Raw genomic sequence first — 21,486 nt, 5'->3', positions numbered from 1 at the left:
CCCCAATGCTTACTTGAATTGTTTCAGGAAACGCAAATCGTTCTCGAAGAACGCACGCAGGTCATTCACGCCGTAACGCAGCATGGTTAGACGCTCAACACCCATACCAAAGGCAAAACCTGAGTATTTCTCTGGGTCGATATTTACTGCGCGAAGTACGTTCGGGTGAACCATACCGCAGCCAAGGATTTCCAACCACTTACCGTCTTTACGACGAACATCCACTTCCGCAGAAGGCTCAGTGAATGGGAAGTAAGAAGGACGGAAACGCACTTCAAGATCTTCTTCAAAGAAGTTGCACAGGAAGTCATGAAGGATGCCTTTTAGCTGCGCAAAGTTAACATTTTCGTCAACCAGCATGCCTTCAACTTGGTGGAACATTGGCGTGTGCGTTTGGTCGTAATCATTACGGTAAACGCGGCCAGGCGCGATGAATCGCAGCGGTGGCTGGCTCTCTTCCATAGTACGGATCTGAACACCTGAAGTGTGCGTACGAAGCATCAAATCTGGGTTAAAGAAGAAGGTGTCATGATCAGTACGTGCTGGATGATCTTCTGCAATGTTCAGTGCATCGAAGTTGTGGAATGCATCTTCGATTTCTGGACCTGTTTTTACGTCAAAGCCCAAATCACCGAAGAAACTTTCAATGCGTTCAATGGTACGAGTTACCGGGTGAATGCCACCATTTTCAATGCGACGACCAGGCAGGGTCACATCGATAGATTCAGCAGCCAGCTTCGCTTCAAGTTCAGCGCTTTCTAGCGCATTTTTACGCTCAGAGATCGCTTGCTGGACAGCCTGCTTAGCTTTATTGATGCTTGCGCCCGCTTCACGGCGTTCCTCATGCGGCAATTTGCCCAATGCTTGAAGTTGCGTAGTTAGCTCGCCTTTCTTACCTAGGTACTTAACACGTACCTCATCCAAAGCCACAACAGAGTCAGCCGATTCGATAGCTGCCGTTGCGCTGGATAGAATGTCTTCTAGTTGTTGCATCGTTTCCTCATCCACCCTTTCAGGCGATTACTTACGGAGTAAAAGATATACCAATTCTCGTAACAAAATACGTGAACCAATCGCGACTCGCATCGGCGAATTTTGCTCTGAGAATTGGTATAGACGTAACGGTACATAGTAAATAAACCGTGAACTAAAGCCAAACTGAAAGTGACATCAAGTGCTTGTCATGCCTATTTCATCACCACATTTATGGTTGAATCATGTAAATCGCGAAGAAGTTGGCCTTTTCATGAAAGGAGAAGACTCAATTATCCGCATCGGAGCATGTAAAAATGGACGCTGAAGAGGTAAAGCGAAGAGAATTAGACTGGGTTTATACCTGAGTAACCTCAGAATACTGCAGTTAACATTAATCAGGCATACAAATTTCAGATGTAAAAAAGGGGAGCCTAAGCTCCCCTTTCTTGCAAAATCTATTCTGTATAATTACAGAGCAGCTTTCGCTTTCTCAACAAGTACAGAGAAAGTAGCTTTGTCGAATACAGCGATATCAGCAAGGATCTTACGATCGATTTCGATAGACGCTTTCTTCAGACCGTTGATGAAACGGCTGTAAGACATACCATTCTGACGAGCCGCAGCATTGATACGTGCAATCCAAAGTTGACGGAATTGACGTTTCTTCTGACGACGGTCACGGTAAGCGTATTGACCAGCTTTGGTAACTGCTTGGAAAGCTACGCGGTAAACACGTGAACGTGCACCGTAATAACCTTTAGCTTGTTTTAGAACTTTCTTGTGACGTGCACGAGCTTGTACACCACGTTTTACGCGAGCCATGGACTCTCTCCTAAACTAAATCGTTAATAAACTAAGAAAAATTATGCGTATGGAAGCATACGAGCAACTGCAGCAACTTCGCACTTAGGCAGAATTGCATTTGGACGCAGTTGACGTTTGTTCTTAGTAGTACGCTTAGTCAGGATGTGACGTTTAGTCGCGTGCTTGAACTTGAAGCCGCCAGCAGTTTTCTTGAAACGCTTAGCTGCACCTTTGTTTGATTTCATCTTAGGCATGATGAATAACTCCGCATTGTTGCATGTTAATAACAATGTAATCCGGCGAACAAAGAGGCTACACCCGAAGGCATAGCCTCTTACGTTACTTGTATGCCGAAATTACTTCTTTTTAGGGGCAAGAACCATGATCATTTGACGACCTTCGATTCGCGTTGGGAAGCTTTCTACCAAACAAATTTCAGCAGTGTCTTCTTTCAAGCGATTCAAAACGTCAACACCGATTTCTTGGTGCGCCATTTCGCGACCACGGAATCGGATTGTAACCTTGACCTTGTTACCCTCTTCAATAAAGCGAACCAGGTTGCGTAGTTTTACCTGATAGTCGCCAATATCGGTACCAGGACGGAATTTGATTTCCTTAACCTGAATAACCTTTTGTTTTTTCTTCTGCTCTTTCGTAGCCTTGCTCTTTTCGTAAATGAACTTACCGTAGTCCATCACGCGACAGACAGGTGGTTCGGCATTAGGGCTAATTTCGACCAGATCCACACCTGCCTCTTGAGCAGTTGCTAGAGCGTCTTCGATTGAAACTACGCCAACGGCTTCGCCGTCTAGGCCGGTCAAACGAACTTCGCTAATACCGCGAATTTCGTCATTCAATCGATGAGCATTTTGTTTAACTGGGACTTTTCTTGTTGCGCCTTTAATACCTTATTCCTCCAAAATATTGAGCGTTCGGGTACGAACTTCGTTCTCGAGCAGAGAAATGAATTCGTCAATTTTATATTTACCCAAATCTTTACCTTTGCGTGTACGTACCGCGATTTCACCGGCTTCCATTTCTTGGTCACCGCAAACCAACATATAAGGTACGCGCTTCAAAGTGTGTTCACGGATTTTAAAACCAATCTTCTCGTTTCTCAAGTCCGCTGACGCTCTAAAACCTGCTTTTTGCAGTTTTTTTGCTACTTCCTGAACATAATCAGCCTGATTGTCTGTGATATTCATGACAATCGCTTGCTGAGGAGCCAGCCATACCGGGAAATGACCCGCGTATTCTTCAATCAAAATGCCAATGAAGCGTTCCAGAGAACCCAAAATCGCACGGTGAATCATGACTGGGGTATGGCGTTCGTTGTCTTCACCAACGTACGTTGCGCCCAAACGCTCAGGCAGAGCAAAATCGAGCTGAACAGTACCACACTGCCATGCGCGATCCAAACAATCATGCAAAGTAAATTCAATCTTAGGACCATAGAAAGCACCTTCGCCTTCCAAAATCTCAAATTTGATGTCCATTGACTCAAGTGCTTCAGCCAATGCCTTCTCTGCACGGTCCCACATTTCGTCAGAACCAACACGCTGTTCAGGGCGTGTAGATAGCTTCACAACAATCTCATCAAAACCGAATGTTTTGTATGTGTCGTAAACCATAGAGATGCAAGATGTCACTTCTTCTTGAACTTGGTTTGGCGTACAGAAGATGTGAGCATCATCCTGAGTGAAGCCACGAACGCGCATCAGACCGTGCAATGCACCTGATGGCTCGTTACGGTGACAGCTACCAAACTCCGCCATACGCAGCGGCAAATCACGGTATGACTTCAGACCTTGGTTAAAGATCTGTACGTGACCTGGGCAGTTCATCGGCTTAAGCGCATATTCACGGCTTTCAGATTGCGTGGTGAACATGTAGTCAGCGTACTTGTCCCAGTGACCAGAACGTTCCCAAAGAACGCGATCCATGATCAGTGGGCCTTTGACTTCTTGGTATTCATATTCGGTCAGTTTTTCGCGGACGAACGTTTCCAGTTCACGGAAAACAGTCCAACCATTGTGGTGCCAGAACACCATACCCGGCGCTTCTTGCTGCATGTGGTACAGATCAAGTTGCTTACCTAGTTTACGGTGGTCACGCTTTGCCGCTTCTTCAAGACGAACAAGGTGCGCTTTTAATTCTTTCTTATCGTAAAACGCTGTGCCGTAGATACGCTGCAGCATCTTGTTGTCGCTGTTACCACGCCAGTAAGCGCCAGCAACGTTTAAGATCTTGAAGTTTTGGCAGAAGCTCATGTTCGGCACGTGCGGACCGCGGCACATGTCGATGTATTCTTCATGGTGGTAAAGTCCTGGGCGATCGTCTCGAGAAACGTTTTCGTCCAGAATTTCAATTTTATAAGTCTCGCCGCGTGATTCAAACGTATCGCGCGCTTCCTGCCAGCTTACATTCTTCTTAATGACCTGATATTTGGTTTTTGCCAAATCTTTCATGCGCTTTTCAATCGCATCAAGGTCTTCTTGGGTCAACGAGCGATCCAAGTCTAAGTCATAGTAGAAACCGCTGTCGATGGTCGGACCGATCGCCATTTTTGCATCAGGGAACAGTTGCTTGATCGCATGACCCAGCAAGTGAGCACAAGAGTGACGAATGATTTCGAGACCGTCTGCGTCTTTTGCAGTGATGATTTCTAGCTTAGCGTCGTGTTCAATCAAATCACACGCATCAACACGGTTTCCGTCAACACGACCAGCGATACAAGCTTTAGCAAGACCTGGGCCGATGTCGAAAGCAACATCATAAGTAGAAACCGGGTTGTCAAAAGAACGTTGACTACCGTCAGGAAGAGTAATTACAGGCATTTTTATGTCCTATTTACAGTGGTGCTACACACGAAGTAGCACTTGTTTTAGTTATTGGCGTCTGAACTCGAGGAGTATTGAATAGACGTCTTAGAGAGTGCTTCGTTAGGTGCTCATTTTAATACCAATCAAAACGGGCGCACCTGAAGCGAGACGCGATTGTAACCGCGCCCCTGCCCGTGATCAATTCGTATCAATACACAATTGTGTCAAATCAACAAATCACCACGGTTTTTCATTGTGTTGGATACACTACTGTTTCCTGTATATACCTACGCAATGTCAATATGCTGGTATAGCAGTTACAGGTGCCCAGAGAAATTCGTGCCCTTGGCCATGCGGTCATAAAGGATGACATTGACGCAAGCAGCCAGGTTCATACAGCCATTCGTAGGAATGTAGATAGTTTCCGCACAAAACTCGGTGATCTCTTTCTTCAGCGAATTGTCTTCTGGGCCAAAGATGTAAAACGCACGAGCAGGATGTTTGTAGTCAGGAAGCGGTTTTGCGCCTTCCACCAACTCAACGGCAATTGGAATACAACCAACCGGCACAACGGCTTTGAGATCATCAACACCAATAAGCGGCGTATCTAACACTCTGTTTTTCGTGTCGGTACAAAACTTTGCCGCCCTGTCGTAACGGGTTCCGGTGTAAAACACGGAATTCACACCGTAACAGCCAGCAGCACGCATAACAGAACCGACATTTTCGGGTGATTTTGGGTTTACTAACCCTATACAGCTGTAACCTTGTTTCATTTTTTCCAATAACGCCAAAATTTAAATTGGCGACATTCTACATGAATTCTGAAAGCCCTTGCTGCTTGAAAAACGTTTTCAGGAAAAAACAGTCTTTGAAACGCCAAAGTATTGAGGCAATAAAAAGCACTTGGGCGGGATGTTTTTGATTAAAAGCCGCGGGTTTTGAAAGGAATAGACATAAAATAATGGTATAAACGTCGCTTGCTAAATCGTCATACAGAGATTTTCTTGTAATGCCATCAACGTCCACTTCCCCCCTGTTCTTGTCGCTACTTTTTCCTTTCTTTGCTTTTGCTGACAGTCAAACAGCAGAGACCGAGTTGTCTTCTCACTCTTTACATTACAGCCAGCTCATTGCAGAGACCTGTTCAACACAAGTCACTCAACAAGACAGAGAACAAAACGCATTTCGTAAGATGTCTAGCGCTCTTGCCAATGCGCAAGTAATGGACCGCCAATATACGGTTACACCGAGCCTACTCGAGCAAATGCATAAGCTTTTACCAAGGTACATTGATTGTGATGCACCCGCTCAAACCCAGCTAGAGCCTATTGTTGATAGCTTCATTTCGTTTCTCGCCGTGAATCGTAAGCTGCCGAGTGATGAGCGCCGTGCCTATATAAAGTACGCGATGAAACTGTCAGAAATTGATTCGCAGTCAAAGTGAACTCATTCCCCTACGTCTACGTAGAGGAATTTAATGTTGCACTGCTATCGCTTGGGCCTTCATGGCGTTCGTCAAAGAGGCCTCTTTTTCCGGCTTATAACTTCGCCACGAAAAAAGGCATCAACAACGACTGATAAATGAATGTCTTTCTCTTCACCTCGTCGTCAAAAGTTTCCTAGGCAACCCACTCACTTTCATATCAAACTGTTAAAAGCCCTCATAAATCGTAGATTTTTCCTATTTTCGGCTGATTACAACAAGCAATAACAGATAGTTACAATCTCATCACGCTTAATGTTTCAATAATATTTCACACTACCATCAAGTATCTGAGACAACTGACCCCTGCATAAAATGCATCGTTAAATATACACCTTCACCCCCCAGCGCACCTTGCGATATAGCAAAGACACCTGCAGTATTTTCTAAAAATATTGAATGGTGTTTTTTATCACGCTGATATCAATTAATGCTCGTTGCGTTAGTCATTCGCAATAAAAAAGTCTGCCACTCGTCTCGATGTCTGATGCTCTCTCAGATAGGCGCTTTTCGACGAGTTGCTATCTAAACGTCTCGGTCAAGCAGTACGAGGCATCTAAGGAACGTGAAGGTAAATTCACAACATTAAGGAAAAATATCATGGGATGGTTTACAAACTTTTTTAAGGGAATTGGGGATGCTATTAGCGCCGTTGGCGATGCAATTGCTGATGTAACCACGGGGATCGCCAATGTGGTCAGCACAGCAGTCAGCGTCGTTGATGAATTTATTAGCGACGTTGGTGATAAAATCGCTGATGCCACCGCCGACATACCGATAGTCAACGGCATTACCGCAGCAGTCGCGACAGTCATTGATGGCGTTACTGATGCAGCCGAAATCGTCACACATCACTTTATGATGAATGTAGCGCAAGTTGGTCAAGCGACAGGAACCGTCATCTCAACAACAGGTGACGTGGTTGATGCCGTTTGCGAAGGTAATACAGAATGTATCCCCGAGATCATTAAAGATGGTATTGGTGAGATAGTAGAAACTGCTGATCAACATCTTGCGATGCACCTTGAGCATGATATCGAATTACTTCAAATCCCACTCGAAATGGTCGCAGAAGCATCCAGTGAGCTATTAACGGGCATCATCGGTCACAATGACATTTCTCAAGCACCGTTTCTATTAGATGACGCTCAAAGCTTTGTGTTCGACACTGTCATTCACGAAGGCATCCTTGAGCCCGCTGTCGACGCATGGGCGGTTACCAACAATCACGTGTTTGGCAACGTGGTCGATCAACTTTCACATGCTGACATGGGCATGGGTTGGGCAACAGACCACGGAATGGGTCCTGATACTGGTCACAGTACTGATATGGGCCATGGAACTGACCATAACAACGGATGTGGTTGTGGTGACACAACAATGCCAGCTGTGGCTGACGAATTTATGTGGGTGTAACCCATTAAGTAACATCTGGGCGTTTAAAGCGTCCAAGTCAACGCTAAAAACGGCCTCATCGCATTCAGCATGAAGCCGTTTTTTATCTATTCTAGCCCCATGCAGTTTGCGTAAAACGTGGTGGTTGCTGGCCAGTCTGAAAATACCCCCACTACCCCAACATCTTGCGCCAATACGTCCAGCAAAGTCATGACATCACCGTCGTTATTGATCACGTCTTTCACTGATTGGTAATACCATCCGCCACCATTGCCAAGATGACCAGAACGCTCCAACGTCCAAGTAATGATGCCTAACCCCGCTGCTTTGGCATGTTTAGCATAATCAGACGGCGCAATGTTACCCTTCTCATCGACAGTGACCAATGCATAAAGTGGTGGCGATATATATCCCACACCGCTCTCTTTCAGCGCTTTCATGTCTTTTAACGACGACTTCCAGCTTTCATCATCGTACATACGTGAATCTAAGTAGACCGATTGTTGACCAAATTCAGGTTCATTGGCGACCCAGTAATCCACATCATCAGTATTGAAAGACTGCGGATAAACGTCCAACGCTTTTACACCTGCCTCTTTGTATTCATCAATCATTTTTTGTGCGTAATCGCGCTGCGTAAAGCCATTGTAGGGCATAGGAACTTTGGGCTCTTTTAGTTCAGGTGTCATTTTCACGCCCAAACTTTTCAACAGTGCAATGCTCTCTGCATGCGTCATCAAGGTGCCACGACTGGCATACAGGTCAGTACGAAAATCTGCCGTACCTTTCATGTATTCTTCTGGTGTTGTCGCCATGGGGTTCGCCCCATCCATTTTTCCTTTGAGTTGTCTAAATTCGTCCAAAGTGAAATCTGACGTGCGGCATTCCGCCGTTGCTTTCTCGCCCGTTTGAGGATTGGCAGGCGTGAATGGTACGGTGCATTTTTCGGCTAATTTTGGATAAGCCAACACATCCGTCGTGGTGTGCAGATCGTTTTGAGAATGACGACACACCAGTTGCTTGTCTTTGGTAAAGGTGACATCACACTCTATGATCCCCGCGCCCATTTGCGCTGCAGCCACATAGGATTCCTTCGTGTGCTCGGGAAACTGCAATGAAGCCCCGCGATGACCAATTGAGAAGGTGCTTTTCTTCGGTGAATTTGAAAAGCATGCTTCAAGCTTTTCTTTGAGCGGACCACTGTCCATGTCGGCGACCAGATAAAAAGGACGAGGCCCTAAAGTGACAGGGTCGGCAGCCATCACACTGCCTGTTGCGAATATCGAAAATAGAACGCCAAAGCTGACGATATTTTTCATGGTCTTTTCTCCCTAGAGGGTAAAGTGCGATATCTAATAACATTTGCGATATAAGAATAGCGATATAACCGTAATCGAACGGCATTCTGTGCTTTCAATATGACTAATTTGAGACAAAAGCTTGACGATTGGATGTTAAGTTCAGCCTTGTCTTTGAATCGCAACACCTTCACCCTGACTTGCTAGGCACATAACTTCTTCGCCCCTTAAAAAACCACACTTGATTTTCGCCGCCAAGTCATACACTCTTATTTGTATATACGAATAGTCACGGTGTTCATATGACAGCTACGCCTCGCTTTAAACAAATTCAGGAATACCTGCAGAAGAAAATTGAATCACGAGAATGGACAGTAGGGACACGCGTTCCTACTGAGGCGGAATTGTGCGAACAATTTTCAGTAAGCCGAATGACGGTTAACAAAGCGGTGAGGGATCTGGTTAATGAAGGCTGGCTAGAGCGCACACCAAGGCTTGGTACATTTGTGTGTCAAAAGAAAGCTGAAAGTCCTCTGATGGATATTCGTAACATCGCCGACGAAGTTCAGGAACGCGGGCAACGCTATCACAGTGAGATTGTCTCACTGCAAAGCATCAGTTCGCCTGAGGATGTCGCCATGCGTTTAGGCATGATGCTAGGGTCAGAAGTCTACAAAAGTGAAATCGTACATTTCGCCGATGATATGCCCATTCAACTTGAAATACGTTGGGTGAACCCCGCACACGCTCCCGATTACTTAAAGCAGAATTTTTCAACCATCACACCCAATCAGTATCTGGTTTCTCAATGCCCTCTGAGTACGATAGAGCATACTGTTGAAGCAATTCTCCCTCCCCCGCACGTTGCCTTACACCTTAGTATGGACAGCCGACACCCCTGCTTGTTACTGCATAGAAGAACGTGGAGTGAAGGCCAATTGATCAGTGCGGCGTTACTGTATCACCCTGGCGATCGCTACAAGCTCAGCGCGAGAGCCGTTCTCGATTAAGCCAGCGACAAGATGCTGACAAATATCTCAAAAACACTCACTGGCCACTTAGATTTACACTTTTGATCACATTCATGTAACACAGTGTCTTGCACCTGTTGATTTAATTGTCTATACATTTGTATAGACATATTGATTACAGGCGCAGTTGTAGATGAAAACAATGTTCACTGACTGCCGTATCGTCAGTTTGCACACAGACGTAACCGAACAACAAGGTTACCAAGTGCAAGAAAACATGATGATTGCGGTTGAAAATGGCGTTATTAGCGCCCTCGGTTCGTCATTGCCATCAGACGGCTTCACACATGTCTCACTCGAGAATCGACTTGTCACGCCCGGTCTCATTGATTGCCATACCCATTTGGTTTTCGCTGGCAACCGCGCTAACGAATTCGAGCAGCGCCTCAATGGCGTTTCTTACCAAGATATTGCCGCACAAGGTGGCGGTATTCTTGCGACGGTTAATGCCACACGCAAAGCAAGTCTTGAATCCCTCATTGAACTCGCGTTACCACGTGCAAAAGCATTGATTAGTGACGGCGTCACAACTGTAGAAATCAAGAGTGGTTATGGCCTAACGGTTAATGACGAACTGAAAATGCTTCGCGCCGCGAAAATGGTAGGACGAGAAGCAAACATCCACGTCACGACAACGTTGCTTGGTGCACATGCACTTCCTCCTGAGTTTGCTGGAAGAGGCAACGATTATATCGATCTGGTGTGCAATGAAATGATCCCCGCTGCCGCAGAAGAAAATCTAGCCGATGCCGTGGACGTATTCTGCGAAGGCATTGGTTTTAGCAAGATACAGATGCAGCGTGTGTTCGAGGCGGCCCTTTCACATGGCCTGCAAATCAAAGGTCATACTGAGCAACTTTCCAATCTGGGCGGTAGCGCTCTTGCTGCCAAAATGGGCGCGCGCTCCGTCGATCATATTGAATACATAGATTTAAGTGGCGTGGAAGCCCTCGCCGCTAACAACACCGTAGCGACCTTGCTTCCCGGTGCGTTTTACTTTCTAAGGGAGACTCAAAAGCCACCTATTGATCTGCTACGAAAAAATCACGTCCCAATGGCAATAGCCACCGATTTCAATCCCGGCACCTCACCGTTTGCCAGCCTGACACTGATGATGAACATGGCGTCGACATTCTTTGGCCTAACTCCCAAAGAAACCCTTTATGGCGTCACCAAACATGCCGCCCAAGCATTGGGACTGAACAAAGGTCAGCTAGCCATCGGATCCGATGCAGACTTTGCGGTTTGGGATCTTTCCGAGCCCGCTGAACTGAGCTACCAGATTGGAGTGACAGGCCTCCATGCTCGCTACCTCAATGGAGTAAAAGCCAATGACCATTGATATGTCGCTTTGGCAAGGTCGCATTGATGAAGAAGACGGTGACAAAGGTGCGCGGCTTCATCAAAAAATTCAACCTGCTGACAAAGCGAGCGAGCCCGGCATTATGCTGATGGGCTTTGCGTGCGACGAAGGTGTTTCACGCAACAAAGGCCGCGCCGGCGCATATGCTGCGCCCAATGAAGTTCGTAAAATGTTGGCAAACCTACCGTGGTACGACTCACGTCCGTTTTACGACAACGGCAATACGCCTTGTGACGATCACGATCTCGCAAAAGCTCAGAAGCTACTGGCAAAAAACGTTACCGATGCTCTCAGACAAAAGCACTTCCCCATTATAGTGGGAGGAGGCCATGAAGTAGCATGGGGCACGTTTCAAGGGCTCGCCAACCACTGCCTACAAAAAAACACGACCACACCTCCGCGTATTGGCATCATCAATTTTGATGCGCATTTTGATCTTCGTGCGCCGTCAGGGCAAAGCGCTCAAGGCAGTTCAGGTACCCCGTTTTCACAGATTGCAGATTTCTGCCAACACCGTGGTTGGCCGTTTCACTATGCGTGCATAGGTGTCAGCAGAGCCAGCAATACTCAAGCTCTTTTTGATCGTGCTGAATTACTGTCGGTTTTGGCCATTGAAGACAAGCATATTTCTGCGGAATCGCTATCGACAGTGCGAGACAAACTTCAGGGTTTCATGTCACAGGTCGATGCGCTTTACCTCACCATCGACATTGACGTGTTTCCTGCATCAACCGCTCCAGGCGTCAGTGCACCTGCCGTTCATGGCGTGGCTTACCCACTGGTGGAGTCATTAATTGAAGACATTCTGTCTGCTGAAAATAGCGACGGAACAATGAAACTTACCCTTGCCGATATCGCAGAACTTAATCCGCGATATGACATTGATAACCACACTGCTCGCCTTGCTGCCCGTCTTATTTGGACAATTACTCGCAGCCTTTCTGGCCCTACCCATTCTCAAGGAGTGATGTAATGAACGACCCTCGTCTGGATCTCTCGCGGACTATAGAAGCCCCAACAGGCACAACGCTTACCGCCAAGTCATGGCTTACCGAAGCGCCGCTGAGAATGTTAATGAACAATCTTCACCCTGATGTAGCAGAACACCCGCATGCGCTGGTGGTGTACGGCGGTATTGGCCGAGCAGCCAGAAACTGGCAATGCTTCGACAAAATTGTTGACGTGCTGACTCGACTCGAAGATGACCAGACCTTGTTGGTTCAATCCGGTAAGCCTGTGGGCGTATTCCCTACCCACAAAGATGCGCCTCGCGTCTTGATCGCTAACTCGAACTTGGTACCGCACTGGGCAAACTGGGAGCACTTTAACGAGCTCGATAAGCAAGGCTTGATGATGTATGGCCAGATGACAGCAGGAAGTTGGATATACATTGGTTCACAGGGCATTGTTCAGGGCACATACGAAACCTTCGTCGCTGTGGCGAAAAAGCATTTTGGTGGCGAAGCGAAAGGTCGGTGGGTTCTGACGGGCGGATTAGGTGGCATGGGTGGTGCACAGCCCCTCGCTGCCACCATGGCTAACTTCTCAATGATCGCCGTCGATTGCGATGAAAGCCGTATAGATTATCGCCTACGCACAGGTTACGTCGACAAAAAGGCCATCGACCTCGATGGTGCCTTAGCCCTGCTTCAGCAATCACTCGACGACAACACACCTATTTCTATTGGTTTGTTAGGCAATGCTGCGGACATCTTTGCAGAACTCGTGGAACGCGGTATCACGCCAGATGTGGTTACCGACCAAACCTCGGCGCATGATCCACTCAATGGCTACCTGCCAAAAGGCTGGACCATGGAATACGCCGCCGAACAGCGCAAAATTGATGAAGCGGGCGTAGTCAATGCCGCCAAAATTTCCATGGCAGAGCAAGTCAAAGCCATGCTGACATTGCAAGAACGCGGCGCGGCGACGCTCGATTACGGTAACAATATCCGTCAGATGGCGCTGGAAAAAGGTGTAGAGAACGCGTTCGATTTCCCCGGATTTGTGCCTGCGTACATTCGCCCATTGTTCTGCCAAGGCATTGGCCCTTTTCGCTGGGTCGCACTGTCTGGCGACCCAGAAGACATCTATAAAACCGATCAAAAAGTCAAAGAACTGATCCCTGATAATCCGCATCTTCATCAATGGCTAGACATGGCAAGAGAGCGTATTCAGTTCCAGGGCTTGCCCGCGCGTATCTGTTGGGTTGGTTTGAAAGATCGTGCTCGTCTTGGTTTAGCGTTCAATGAAATGGTCAAAAATGGCGAGTTGAAAGCCCCTATCGTTATTGGTCGAGATCACCTTGATTCTGGCTCAGTCGCCAGTCCAAACCGTGAAACCGAAGGCATGTTAGATGGCTCAGACGCCGTCTCAGATTGGCCGCTCTTGAACGCGCTTTTGAACACTGCCTCAGGTGCGACTTGGGTGTCACTCCATCACGGTGGCGGCGTGGGCATGGGTTTCTCGCAACATTCTGGCGTTGTCATTGTCTGTGACGGTACCGAAGATGCCGCCAAACGCGTCGGACGGGTACTGCATAACGACCCGGCCACAGGTGTGATGCGCCATGCAGACGCAGGCTATGGCATTGCTATCAACTGCGCCAAAGAACAGCAACTGGATTTACCGTTGCTTGATGTCCCAAATGTGCCCGTGATTAAGTAAGGAATAACCATGTACAAACTAACATTGACCCCGGGCGAACTTACCCTGAAACAACTTCGCGCGGTCAGCCGCGAAGGCGTACAACTTTCTTTCACAAGCGGCGTAAAAGAACACATGCAGCCAAGCATTGATACTGTCGCCAATGTGCTATCCGAAGGGCGCGTGGTCTACGGTATCAACACAGGCTTTGGCTTGTTGGCAAACACGCGCATTGATGCCGAGGATCTGGAAACACTTCAACGCTCTATTGTGTTGTCACACGCTGCTGGCATTGGCACTTTCATGGACGATCATACCGTCCGTCTGATGATGGTGTTGAAAATAAACAGTCTCGCTCGTGGTTATTCCGGTATTCGATTTTCCGTCGTTGAGGCATTGGCAACGCTGATTAACGCAGACGTCTACCCCTGTATTCCAAAGAAAGGCTCTGTCGGTGCATCTGGCGATCTCGCCCCACTGGCTCACATGAGCACGGTGCTTCTAGGTGAAGGACAAGCAAGACATAAAGGCGAGATAATTTCTGGCGCTGTTGCACTGAAAATAGCGGGATTAGAGCCTATCACCCTTGGCCCTAAAGAAGGTCTGGCACTTCTTAACGGCACACAAGCTTCAACGGCATTTGCGCTTGAAGGCTTATTTGCAGCGGAAGATCTTTACGCATCCGCCACAGCATGTGGTGCGTTGTCAGTAGAAGCGGCGCTAGGAAGTCGCCGCCCGTTTGATCCGCGCATTCATCGTGTACGCGGGCATCGCAGTCAAATAGACGCCGCCGCGGCTTATCGTCATTTATTAGAAAACGACAGCGAAATTGGCAACAGCCATCAAGGGTGCGAAAAAGTGCAAGACCCCTACTCGCTGCGCTGCCAACCACAAGTGATGGGCGCTTGCTTGCAACAGATCCGCAATTCAGCCGACGTACTAGAAATTGAGTCTAATTCCGTGTCCGATAACCCCTTGGTGTTTAGCGACGATGGTGACATTATTTCTGGCGGCAATTTCCACGCAGAGCCAGTCGCAATGGCGGCAGATAATCTCGCCCTCGCCATTGCAGAAATTGGCAGCTTGTCTGAGCGTCGTATGGCATTGCTGATCGACAGTGGTCTGAGCAAGCTTCCACCATTTTTAGTCGACAATGGCGGCGTTAACAGCGGATTCATGATTGCACAAGTCACCGCGGCAGCACTGGCAAGCGAAAACAAAACACTCGCACACCCTGCGTCAGTTGATAGCCTACCTACGTCTGCCAACCAAGAAGATCATGTTTCCATGGCGACTTTCGCAGGCCGCCGACTCACCGAAATGGCTGAAAACACACGAGGTATTCTTGCCATTGAATTGCTTTCAGCCTGTCAGGGTTTGGATTTCCGCGCGCCACTAAAAAGCACAAAACAGCTAGAGCAGATCAAAGCGGAGCTAAGAAGTCATGTTAGCTTCTACGACAAAGACCGTTACTTTGCGCCAGACATAGAAAGTGCCAACAATCATCTCAAAAATGCCAGCCATAACAAGTTCATGCCAGCACAGTTGTTGCCAAGCATCAGATAGTCATAGCCGTATTTTTGATTATAAAAGCCACTGATTAAGCTCTCACTGAACATTTACCGGAGCCTTTACCGTAAAGGCTTCGCTGATTTTTTTACAAAAACCGAATATCTATCATATATTGCAAGCTTTGCAACACCTCACTCTGCACAGATTGCGCTACTATTTTGTTATCACACCAAATTTGCACGCTTAATGCAGAGGTTCCCTATGTGGCATTCGCTTTCTGTTCAGCTTTCACTCGCTCTCGGTCAGCAGTTTGAAGTCGAAGAAAAAATGCCGATTGACGGTGGCGATATTAATGAATGTTACGCTATCAGTAGCGGCGAAATTCGTTTCTTCGTCAAAATCAATTCACGTGAAAACCTCCCAATCTATGAAGCGGAAGCAGAGGGTTTGCGCCATTTAGCAAACAGTGCAGAGGTTTCCGTCCCGCAAGTTATCTATATGGGCGTGATTAAAGAGAAAGCTGTATTGGTGTTGGATTATTTGCCCATGAAACCGCTTGATGACGAAAGCGCCTATTTGCTGGGTAAAGACATGGCGCGATTGCATCAGTGGGGTGAACAACTGGAATACGGTTTCGACATTGATAACTTCATCGGCACAACGGAACAGCGAAATAGCTGGCACAGAAAGTGGGCTAACTTTTTTGCGGATCACCGTATTGGGTGGCAGCTAAAATTAGCCGAAGAACGTGGTATGTCGTTTGGCGACGTAGAGACGATCGTTGAAGCCGTAAAAGACCGGCTTGTCGGCCATCAACCAAAAGCCAGCTTACTTCACGGAGATTTGTGGAAAGGCAACGCATCAGCGACCATTAACGGCCCGGTTGTCTTTGACCCCGCTTGTTATTGGGGTGATCGAGAAGTTGATGTCGCCACGACACAGCTTTTTGGCGGTTTCCCGCAAGACTTCTATCGAGGTTACAACGAAGTGTTCCCACTTGATGAAGGCTTTGAGCAGCGCAAAGACATCTACAATCTCTACCATATGATCAACCATTGCCTGATGTTTGGCGGGCACTATCTCGAAGAGACAGAGGCTTTGATCAACAAACTGGGGTTAACTGAATAAAGTCGTTTACGAGTTACATCGAATTGAATTAAATTGTGGGCGCATATTGGCGCCCTTTTCGATCTTGTGCGCTTTTTCTTCCGCCCGACAGATGGTATTTCCTATGATTCAAGCTGCAATTTTTGATATGGATGGCCTGATCGTTAATTCAGAGCCTTTCTGGCAAGACGCTCAGTTAGCTGTACTGAGTGAACTGGGTGTACAACTCACCCGACAAGACACCATCGACACCACCGGCATCCGTATCGATCAAATCGTTAAGCACTATTACGAAACACAAGGCTGGCAAGGCCCATCTTGTGACCAAGTGTGTGACATGATTTTGGATAAAGTGATCGAACTAGTCGCAATTCACAAGCCCATTATGCCAGGTGTGATTCACGCTCTCGAGCTATGCAAAGCTGCCAACCTTCGTATTGCACTGGCGTCTTCGTCGCCGCTTCGATTGATAGAAACCACGCTCAAAGCGCTGGATTTGGAAGACTGGTTCGAGCAATGCCACTCAGCTGAGCATTTGAAGTACGGTAAACCTCATCCAGAGGTATATCTCAATGCCGCAGACAGCCTTGGTATCTCCCCTGAAAATTGCGTAGCACTTGAAGATTCGTTTACGGGTTTATTAGCCGCGAAAGCAGCGCAAATGCGAACCATTGTTGTGCCAGAACATGCAGTTGCCGACCAAGCTCGCTGGGTGATCAGTGACGTCAAACTTACGTCGCTTAACGAATTAACCACGGAAATATTGACGCGATAACACTGAATTGGGCGTGATTTTCACCAAATTACGCCCTTTTTTCATCCATTCTCTGAATCCCGCTCGCAATTCGACATACCCACACACACCTAGCAACGTTTAGTTACGTAACCCATAACAACCAGAAAATCATTTCGATCAAACACATTATGCAAATGAATGCTTTAGCGTGAATTCTGGTCTCGGGTCATAGTTTGACCTTATTTCACTGAGCAAAGATTCTTCATTTCTTAGAATGGGAACACATGATTGGTTCAGGCAACAGCTACCTTTTCACCATCATGTTGAGAAGCTCGCGGTTCAGATAGGGAGTTGGACATGCAAAATTATACTGAAAGAGGGATCGACTGTCCGCATTGTGGACACAAGATTCGCATTACATTGGATACAAGTGGTGGCGACCAAGAGTTCTATGACGATTGCCCATCTTGCTGCCACGCTATTCACCTGAATTTGCAGATTGACTCGCAGCACAAGACGATCAACTTATTTGTCGACGCGGATGACGAGCAAATTTTTTAAATTGCCCAAACACATATAGGTTACGTCAAAAGCCAGCATTGCTGGCTTTTTTACGTCTCGTGCTTCACGTCGAATAGAACAAAAAATAGTGACGCAATTACATGCGGGCCGCCAACACTCGCTCTACTGTGTCAACAACGGCTTGTGTTTGCGGGTCGACTTCAATGTTTACCTTGTCTCCCACCTTGCGCCAACCCATGTTTGTTCGCTGCATCGTTTCTGGGATTAAATTGACGCAGAAGCAGTTATCTCTCACCTCACCGATCGTAAGGCTGATGCCATCAATGCCTATGTAGCCTTTATCAAACACATATTTTGTTATGTGCTGAGGCAATTCCATCCACACTTGGCGATTGTTCTCGCTATCAATCACATCTGAAACCTGCGCCGTGCACATGATGTGGCCTGACATGGAGTGGCCGCCAATTTCATCGCCAAACTTGGCGGCTCTTTCAAGGTTAATCTTGTCACCCTCAACCAAAGTGCCAAGGTTTGTCAGGTTTAACGTCGCCTGCATTAAATCAAACCACACAAGATCGCCATCCACTTTAGTGACAGTCAGGCAACAGCCGTTGTGTGCGACCGACGCGCCGAGAGTTATCCCTTTTAATAACTCTTCGGTAAAGCGCACGGCATGGCTTTGAAAGTCTGTCTTCTTGTCAATATGAACAACATCGGCTGTAGCCTGAACGATTCCTGTAAACATGTTTGCCCCCTGATACCCATAAAAAGCGCTGCTTTGTCTATTCTATCTATCGCGAAAACTGATACCCAGTGACAGTACGCCCGTATCGGCGTCCATCATCAAAAGCAAACAATAAACTCGTTAAACAACATCTTACGCCAGTGTCACTGTCTTGAGTCAACATCATATATAAATATGTAGTACTTTCTCCGTTGTATTGATTGCCGAAAGTCTCGGCAGGCGTATAATTCGCTGTCCTTTTTCCTGCCTCTTTTCTATTTCGGAGTTATAGGTGCAAAATTATCGCCTAGAAGCCAAATCCATCATTAAGTTGGGGATCCCAGTCTTTATCGCGCAACTTGCGCAAACCTCAATGGGATTCGTTGACACTGTGATGGCAGGTGGCGTCAGCGCCACAGACATGGCTGCGGTTGCCGTTGCATCCAGCATTTGGTTGCCCTCTATACTGTTCGGTATCGGCATTTTGCTTGCCATGGTTCCCATCATTGCTCAACTGCATGGATCTGGCCGTCAAAGTAAAATTCCGTTTCAAGTACAACAAGGCATCTACATGGCGTTGATCATGTCCGTGCCTATTATCTTGGTGCTGATTAACGCCGGTTACATCGTTAACTATATGGACGTTGAACCTGCACTGGCTGAAAAAACCATTGGCTACTTACATGCCATCAGTTGGGCCGTACCCGCGTTCTTGTTGTTCCAAGCACTACGAAACCTAGCCGAAGGCATGTCCCTCACTATCCCAGCAATGGTGATTGGCTTTATCGGCTTGGCAGCGAACGTGCCGCTAAACTGGATTTTCGTTTACGGTAAATTCGGTGCCCCAGAACTCGGCGGTGTCGGTTGTGGTGTTGCAACTGCAATCGTGTACTGGCTGATGCTGGTAGCAATGCTTATCTACATCAAGGTCAACAAACGTCTTAACCGTGTTGAAGCGTTCAATGGATTTTCGAAACCAGACGTTCCAGCGCTTTGGCGTATTTTCAAAATGGGCTTGCCTGTTGCTGCTGCCATTTTCTTTGAAGTCACTCTGTTTGCCGTTGTTGCCCTTCTGATTGCGCCTCTAGGCTCAATGGTTGTCGCAGCACACCAAGTTGCGATCAACTTTTCATCCATGGTGTTCATGTTGCCAATGAGCTTGGCAACGGCAGTAAGCATTCGTGTTAGTCATCAGTTGGGCGAACGCTCTATAGAGGGTGCAGCACGCGCCGCTAAACTCGGTATTCTGATTGGTTTTGGCACCGCGTTGATCACGGCAGCACTCACCGTGTTGTTGCGAGAGCCTATTATTCACCTCTATACTAAGAATACAGAGGTTGTCACCATTGCTGCGAATCTGATGTTGCTGGCAGCTATTTATCAATGTACCGATTCCATCCAAGTGGTCGCTGCGGGTGCATTGCGCGGTTACAAAGACATGCGCGCTATTTTTGAGCGCACGTTCATTGCGTATTGGATCCTCGGCGTACCGATGGGCTACATCTTAGGTATGACCGACTGGATCGTGGAGCCAATGGGCGCCTACGGTTTCTGGATAGGTATTATCGTTGGCCTAACGTCTGCCGCGATCATGCTAGGAATGCGTTTACATTGGATTCGCAAGCAGCCTGAGTCCTATCAGTTGGCGATGGCTGAAAAGTAATCGTAACGCTTCCTCACTTCTCAAATCCCGACGTCATGTCGGGATTTTTCTTTGTGTGCCACGATTTTCGATCCTGCTTTTCATATACTTCGTAAACGTTAATAGTAATTTGAAATAATGGAATACTGCTGGCTTGAAGATCTCACTCCTTTTAGTGAATACCCTGATAGTTGCGACGTTGAATGGTTGCTTTGGCACAGATCCGGCGGTGGAAAACTTCTCCAACTATCAACAACGACTCGCCAATGTACTCGATACCGAACGACTTCCTCTGCATGAAGCCGTTGTTATTGCGTTACCCAGGAAACGGGATCTTGTTTTTCCCCTCGAAGATGTCCGCATGGGCTTATTGGATGCTTATGAACTAAGAGAGTGCGGCTTGTTTCAACTTGTCGCAGACAGAAATTCGATTCTTGGCAAAGTTCAGGATGCGTTTCGCCAATTGGACTACGAAGTGAAACTGCTCCGTACATTAGAACGTTGTTTAGACTTGGTTGAAGACATAACTCTCACTACAACATTAAAAGAGATTCAGGCGCATAAGCGACGTCAAATACAAACCGTATATTGGAATACCTTTGTTGCCAGTGATGCATGGCGAAAACAGCTCACACCGCCAAGCTCGACAATGATCCCGCCTGAAGCCCCTCTTCCACATAGCGATGCCTTGCTCGCCATCACTGCATACACCAATGCGATTATATCGCCCAGTTCCAACCTCAATATCATCGCCATGCAAGAACCGATCGAAAAACAGCGCTATCTCGGTGCGTTGTTTTATTCCATGGATGAAAGTACGCGCTGGCTAAACACCATCACACAGCAACTTGAGCGCGATGATAGCCAAGTGATTTGCGGAGCCAACCGCGACAAAACACGACTCAATTATCTGCGAAATGTTTTTGACACGTTTTTCGTGGGTGACATACAGCCCTATCTTTCCAAAATCAACAGTCTATACCTTGATGTACAACCGGCTCTTGAGGCATTGGATGGACAACTGCCTAAAACAACGCCATTTTTAGCGTATAGCGATGCCTATCTGGGTGGCGCTCATTATCAAGAGTTTCAGCTATCCATCAAAAATCACGTCGGGTACTGGCAACGCCTTTTCAAACGTTGTCAGCTACAAGTAGGCAATCAGGCGAAAAAATAGACTGAGCCTTACTTCTCAGAAACCAAATACTTGAGCTTTCGTGTACACAGAGGCACCAATTTGTTCACCAAATCGTCAAACGAACGCAGAAGCACAAAAAAGTCAGGTTTTACGCTTGCGCGCGTTCCTCCTACTCGCTAATATTCACCCCGCTTTCACGGAAAGCTTCGCTGAAGTTCAGCACGGTATGCGTCTATAGCTCAGTTGGTTAGAGTACTGCCTTGACATGGCAGGGGTCGGCAGTTC

At 47.2% G+C, this 21,486-nt stretch carries 20 protein-coding genes; 12 read left to right on the top strand and 8 right to left on the bottom strand.

Features of this window, described 5'->3' with window-relative positions; genetic code table 11:
• Window positions 1-9 precede the first annotated feature (9 nt).
• From pheS to ACED36_RS10425, 6 genes are all read right to left on the bottom strand, one after another.
• Window positions 10-993, bottom strand: coding sequence for a phenylalanine--tRNA ligase subunit alpha (gene pheS, locus ACED36_RS10450; RefSeq protein ID WP_016962082.1), 984 nt, complete (start codon window positions 991-993; stop codon window positions 10-12).
• A 450-nt stretch (window positions 994-1,443) separates the two neighbouring features.
• Window positions 1,444-1,797 (bottom strand): 50S ribosomal protein L20, encoded by a 354-nt coding sequence (rplT, locus tag ACED36_RS10445; RefSeq protein ID WP_016962081.1) that lies wholly within the window; start codon window positions 1,795-1,797, stop codon window positions 1,444-1,446.
• Between the two features lie 41 nt (window positions 1,798-1,838).
• Window positions 1,839-2,033: a 50S ribosomal protein L35 gene (gene rpmI, locus ACED36_RS10440; RefSeq protein WP_016962080.1), complete on the bottom strand. Its 195-nt coding sequence runs from the start codon at window positions 2,031-2,033 to the stop codon at window positions 1,839-1,841.
• A 102-nt stretch (window positions 2,034-2,135) separates the two neighbouring features.
• Window positions 2,136-2,684: a translation initiation factor IF-3 gene (infC, locus tag ACED36_RS10435; RefSeq protein WP_083248043.1), complete on the bottom strand. Its 549-nt coding sequence runs from the start codon at window positions 2,682-2,684 to the stop codon at window positions 2,136-2,138.
• Window positions 2,685-2,687: 3 nt separating this feature from the next.
• The gene (gene thrS / locus ACED36_RS10430) at window positions 2,688-4,616 is read right to left on the bottom strand and encodes a threonine--tRNA ligase (RefSeq protein WP_371733216.1); all 1,929 of its coding nucleotides are present in this window, start codon (window positions 4,614-4,616) and stop codon (window positions 2,688-2,690) included.
• 302 nt (window positions 4,617-4,918) lie between these two features.
• Entirely contained in the window at window positions 4,919-5,377 is a 459-nt protein-coding gene (locus tag ACED36_RS10425; RefSeq protein ID WP_016962077.1) for an RNA methyltransferase, read from the bottom strand.
• Window positions 5,378-5,613: 236 nt separating this feature from the next.
• Between ACED36_RS10425 and ACED36_RS10420 the strand changes: the two genes are divergently transcribed.
• Both ACED36_RS10420 and ACED36_RS10415 read left to right on the top strand, forming a co-directional pair.
• Window positions 5,614-6,048: a hypothetical protein gene (locus ACED36_RS10420; RefSeq protein WP_017002724.1), complete on the top strand. Its 435-nt coding sequence runs from the start codon at window positions 5,614-5,616 to the stop codon at window positions 6,046-6,048.
• Between the two features lie 639 nt (window positions 6,049-6,687).
• A complete protein-coding gene (locus ACED36_RS10415; protein ID WP_016962074.1) occupies window positions 6,688-7,503 on the top strand; it encodes a hypothetical protein in 816 nt (271 codons plus the stop codon).
• Between the two features lie 86 nt (window positions 7,504-7,589).
• Here the strand turns inward: ACED36_RS10415 and ACED36_RS10410 are convergent, their stop codons facing one another.
• Window positions 7,590-8,801: a glycerophosphodiester phosphodiesterase family protein gene (locus ACED36_RS10410; protein WP_016962073.1), complete on the bottom strand. Its 1,212-nt coding sequence runs from the start codon at window positions 8,799-8,801 to the stop codon at window positions 7,590-7,592.
• A 281-nt stretch (window positions 8,802-9,082) separates the two neighbouring features.
• Here ACED36_RS10410 and hutC point away from each other — a divergent pair, with 281 nt between their 5' ends.
• From hutC to ACED36_RS10370, 8 genes are all read left to right on the top strand, one after another.
• A complete protein-coding gene (hutC, locus tag ACED36_RS10405) occupies window positions 9,083-9,790 on the top strand; it encodes a histidine utilization repressor (RefSeq protein WP_017002721.1) in 708 nt (235 codons plus the stop codon).
• Window positions 9,791-9,944: 154 nt separating this feature from the next.
• Complete coding sequence (gene hutI, locus ACED36_RS10400) at window positions 9,945-11,153, top strand: imidazolonepropionase (protein ID WP_371733215.1); 1,209 nt, start codon at window positions 9,945-9,947, stop codon at window positions 11,151-11,153.
• Window positions 11,143-12,147 carry a formimidoylglutamase gene (gene hutG / locus ACED36_RS10395; protein ID WP_371733214.1) on the top strand — a complete coding sequence of 335 codons (1,005 nt, stop codon included), beginning with the start codon at window positions 11,143-11,145 and terminating at the stop codon, window positions 12,145-12,147. The genes hutI and hutG overlap by 11 nt, the downstream gene beginning before the upstream one ends.
• Entirely contained in the window at window positions 12,147-13,841 is a 1,695-nt protein-coding gene (hutU, locus tag ACED36_RS10390; RefSeq protein ID WP_371733213.1) for a urocanate hydratase, read from the top strand. Before hutG ends, hutU begins: the two co-directional genes overlap by 1 nt.
• A gap of 9 nt (window positions 13,842-13,850) precedes the next feature.
• Complete coding sequence (hutH, locus tag ACED36_RS10385) at window positions 13,851-15,386, top strand: histidine ammonia-lyase (protein ID WP_016962068.1); 1,536 nt, start codon at window positions 13,851-13,853, stop codon at window positions 15,384-15,386.
• Window positions 15,387-15,593: 207 nt separating this feature from the next.
• Entirely contained in the window at window positions 15,594-16,460 is an 867-nt protein-coding gene (locus ACED36_RS10380; RefSeq protein WP_016962067.1) for a fructosamine kinase family protein, read from the top strand.
• Between the two features lie 103 nt (window positions 16,461-16,563).
• Window positions 16,564-17,214 (top strand): hexitol phosphatase HxpB, encoded by a 651-nt coding sequence (hxpB, locus tag ACED36_RS10375; RefSeq protein ID WP_016962066.1) that lies wholly within the window; start codon window positions 16,564-16,566, stop codon window positions 17,212-17,214.
• Window positions 17,215-17,532: 318 nt separating this feature from the next.
• Complete coding sequence (locus tag ACED36_RS10370; RefSeq protein WP_016962065.1) at window positions 17,533-17,736, top strand: CPXCG motif-containing cysteine-rich protein; 204 nt, start codon at window positions 17,533-17,535, stop codon at window positions 17,734-17,736.
• 97 nt (window positions 17,737-17,833) lie between these two features.
• On the opposite strand, the gene ACED36_RS10365 is transcribed toward ACED36_RS10370, so the two are convergent.
• Window positions 17,834-18,442: a riboflavin synthase gene (locus ACED36_RS10365; protein WP_017002715.1), complete on the bottom strand. Its 609-nt coding sequence runs from the start codon at window positions 18,440-18,442 to the stop codon at window positions 17,834-17,836.
• Between the two features lie 271 nt (window positions 18,443-18,713).
• Between ACED36_RS10365 and ACED36_RS10360 the strand changes: the two genes are divergently transcribed.
• Window positions 18,714-20,084, top strand: a complete 1,371-nt coding sequence (locus ACED36_RS10360) for an MATE family efflux transporter (RefSeq protein ID WP_016962063.1) — start codon at window positions 18,714-18,716, stop codon at window positions 20,082-20,084.
• A 133-nt stretch (window positions 20,085-20,217) separates the two neighbouring features.
• Complete coding sequence (locus tag ACED36_RS10355) at window positions 20,218-21,240, top strand: DUF3080 domain-containing protein (RefSeq protein WP_241823958.1); 1,023 nt, start codon at window positions 20,218-20,220, stop codon at window positions 21,238-21,240.
• The last annotated feature ends 246 nt before the right edge of the window (window positions 21,241-21,486 follow it).

Origin of the sequence: Enterovibrio sp. FF113, from assembly GCF_041439165.1 — a bacterium.
Lineage (GTDB): Bacteria > Pseudomonadota > Gammaproteobacteria > Enterobacterales > Vibrionaceae > Enterovibrio > Enterovibrio norvegicus_A.
This window is presented reverse-complemented; position numbering and strand designations above follow the sequence as displayed.

Bases quoted from the DNA above. Each gene is read 5' to 3' on its own strand.
- pheS (WP_016962082.1), bottom strand. From the start codon at position 993: ATGCAACAACTAGAAGACATTCTATCCAGCGCAACGGCAGCTATCGAA.
- rplT (WP_016962081.1), bottom strand. From the start codon at position 1,797: ATGGCTCGCGTAAAACGTGGTGTACAAGCTCGTGCACGTCACAAGAAA.
- rpmI (WP_016962080.1), bottom strand. From the start codon at position 2,033: ATGCCTAAGATGAAATCAAACAAAGGTGCAGCTAAGCGTTTCAAGAAA.
- thrS (WP_371733216.1), bottom strand. From the start codon at position 4,616: ATGCCTGTAATTACTCTTCCTGACGGTAGTCAACGTTCTTTTGACAAC.
- ACED36_RS10425 (WP_016962077.1), bottom strand. From the start codon at position 5,377: ATGAAACAAGGTTACAGCTGTATAGGGTTAGTAAACCCAAAATCACCC.
- ACED36_RS10420 (WP_017002724.1), top strand. From the start codon at position 5,614: ATGCCATCAACGTCCACTTCCCCCCTGTTCTTGTCGCTACTTTTTCCT.
- ACED36_RS10415 (WP_016962074.1), top strand. From the start codon at position 6,688: ATGGGATGGTTTACAAACTTTTTTAAGGGAATTGGGGATGCTATTAGC.
- ACED36_RS10410 (WP_016962073.1), bottom strand. From the start codon at position 8,801: ATGAAAAATATCGTCAGCTTTGGCGTTCTATTTTCGATATTCGCAACA.
- hutC (WP_017002721.1), top strand. From the start codon at position 9,083: ATGACAGCTACGCCTCGCTTTAAACAAATTCAGGAATACCTGCAGAAG.
- hutI (WP_371733215.1), top strand. From the start codon at position 9,945: ATGAAAACAATGTTCACTGACTGCCGTATCGTCAGTTTGCACACAGAC.
- hutG (WP_371733214.1), top strand. From the start codon at position 11,143: ATGACCATTGATATGTCGCTTTGGCAAGGTCGCATTGATGAAGAAGAC.
- hutU (WP_371733213.1), top strand. From the start codon at position 12,147: ATGAACGACCCTCGTCTGGATCTCTCGCGGACTATAGAAGCCCCAACA.
- hutH (WP_016962068.1), top strand. From the start codon at position 13,851: ATGTACAAACTAACATTGACCCCGGGCGAACTTACCCTGAAACAACTT.
- ACED36_RS10380 (WP_016962067.1), top strand. From the start codon at position 15,594: ATGTGGCATTCGCTTTCTGTTCAGCTTTCACTCGCTCTCGGTCAGCAG.
- hxpB (WP_016962066.1), top strand. From the start codon at position 16,564: ATGATTCAAGCTGCAATTTTTGATATGGATGGCCTGATCGTTAATTCA.
- ACED36_RS10370 (WP_016962065.1), top strand. From the start codon at position 17,533: ATGCAAAATTATACTGAAAGAGGGATCGACTGTCCGCATTGTGGACAC.
- ACED36_RS10365 (WP_017002715.1), bottom strand. From the start codon at position 18,442: ATGTTTACAGGAATCGTTCAGGCTACAGCCGATGTTGTTCATATTGAC.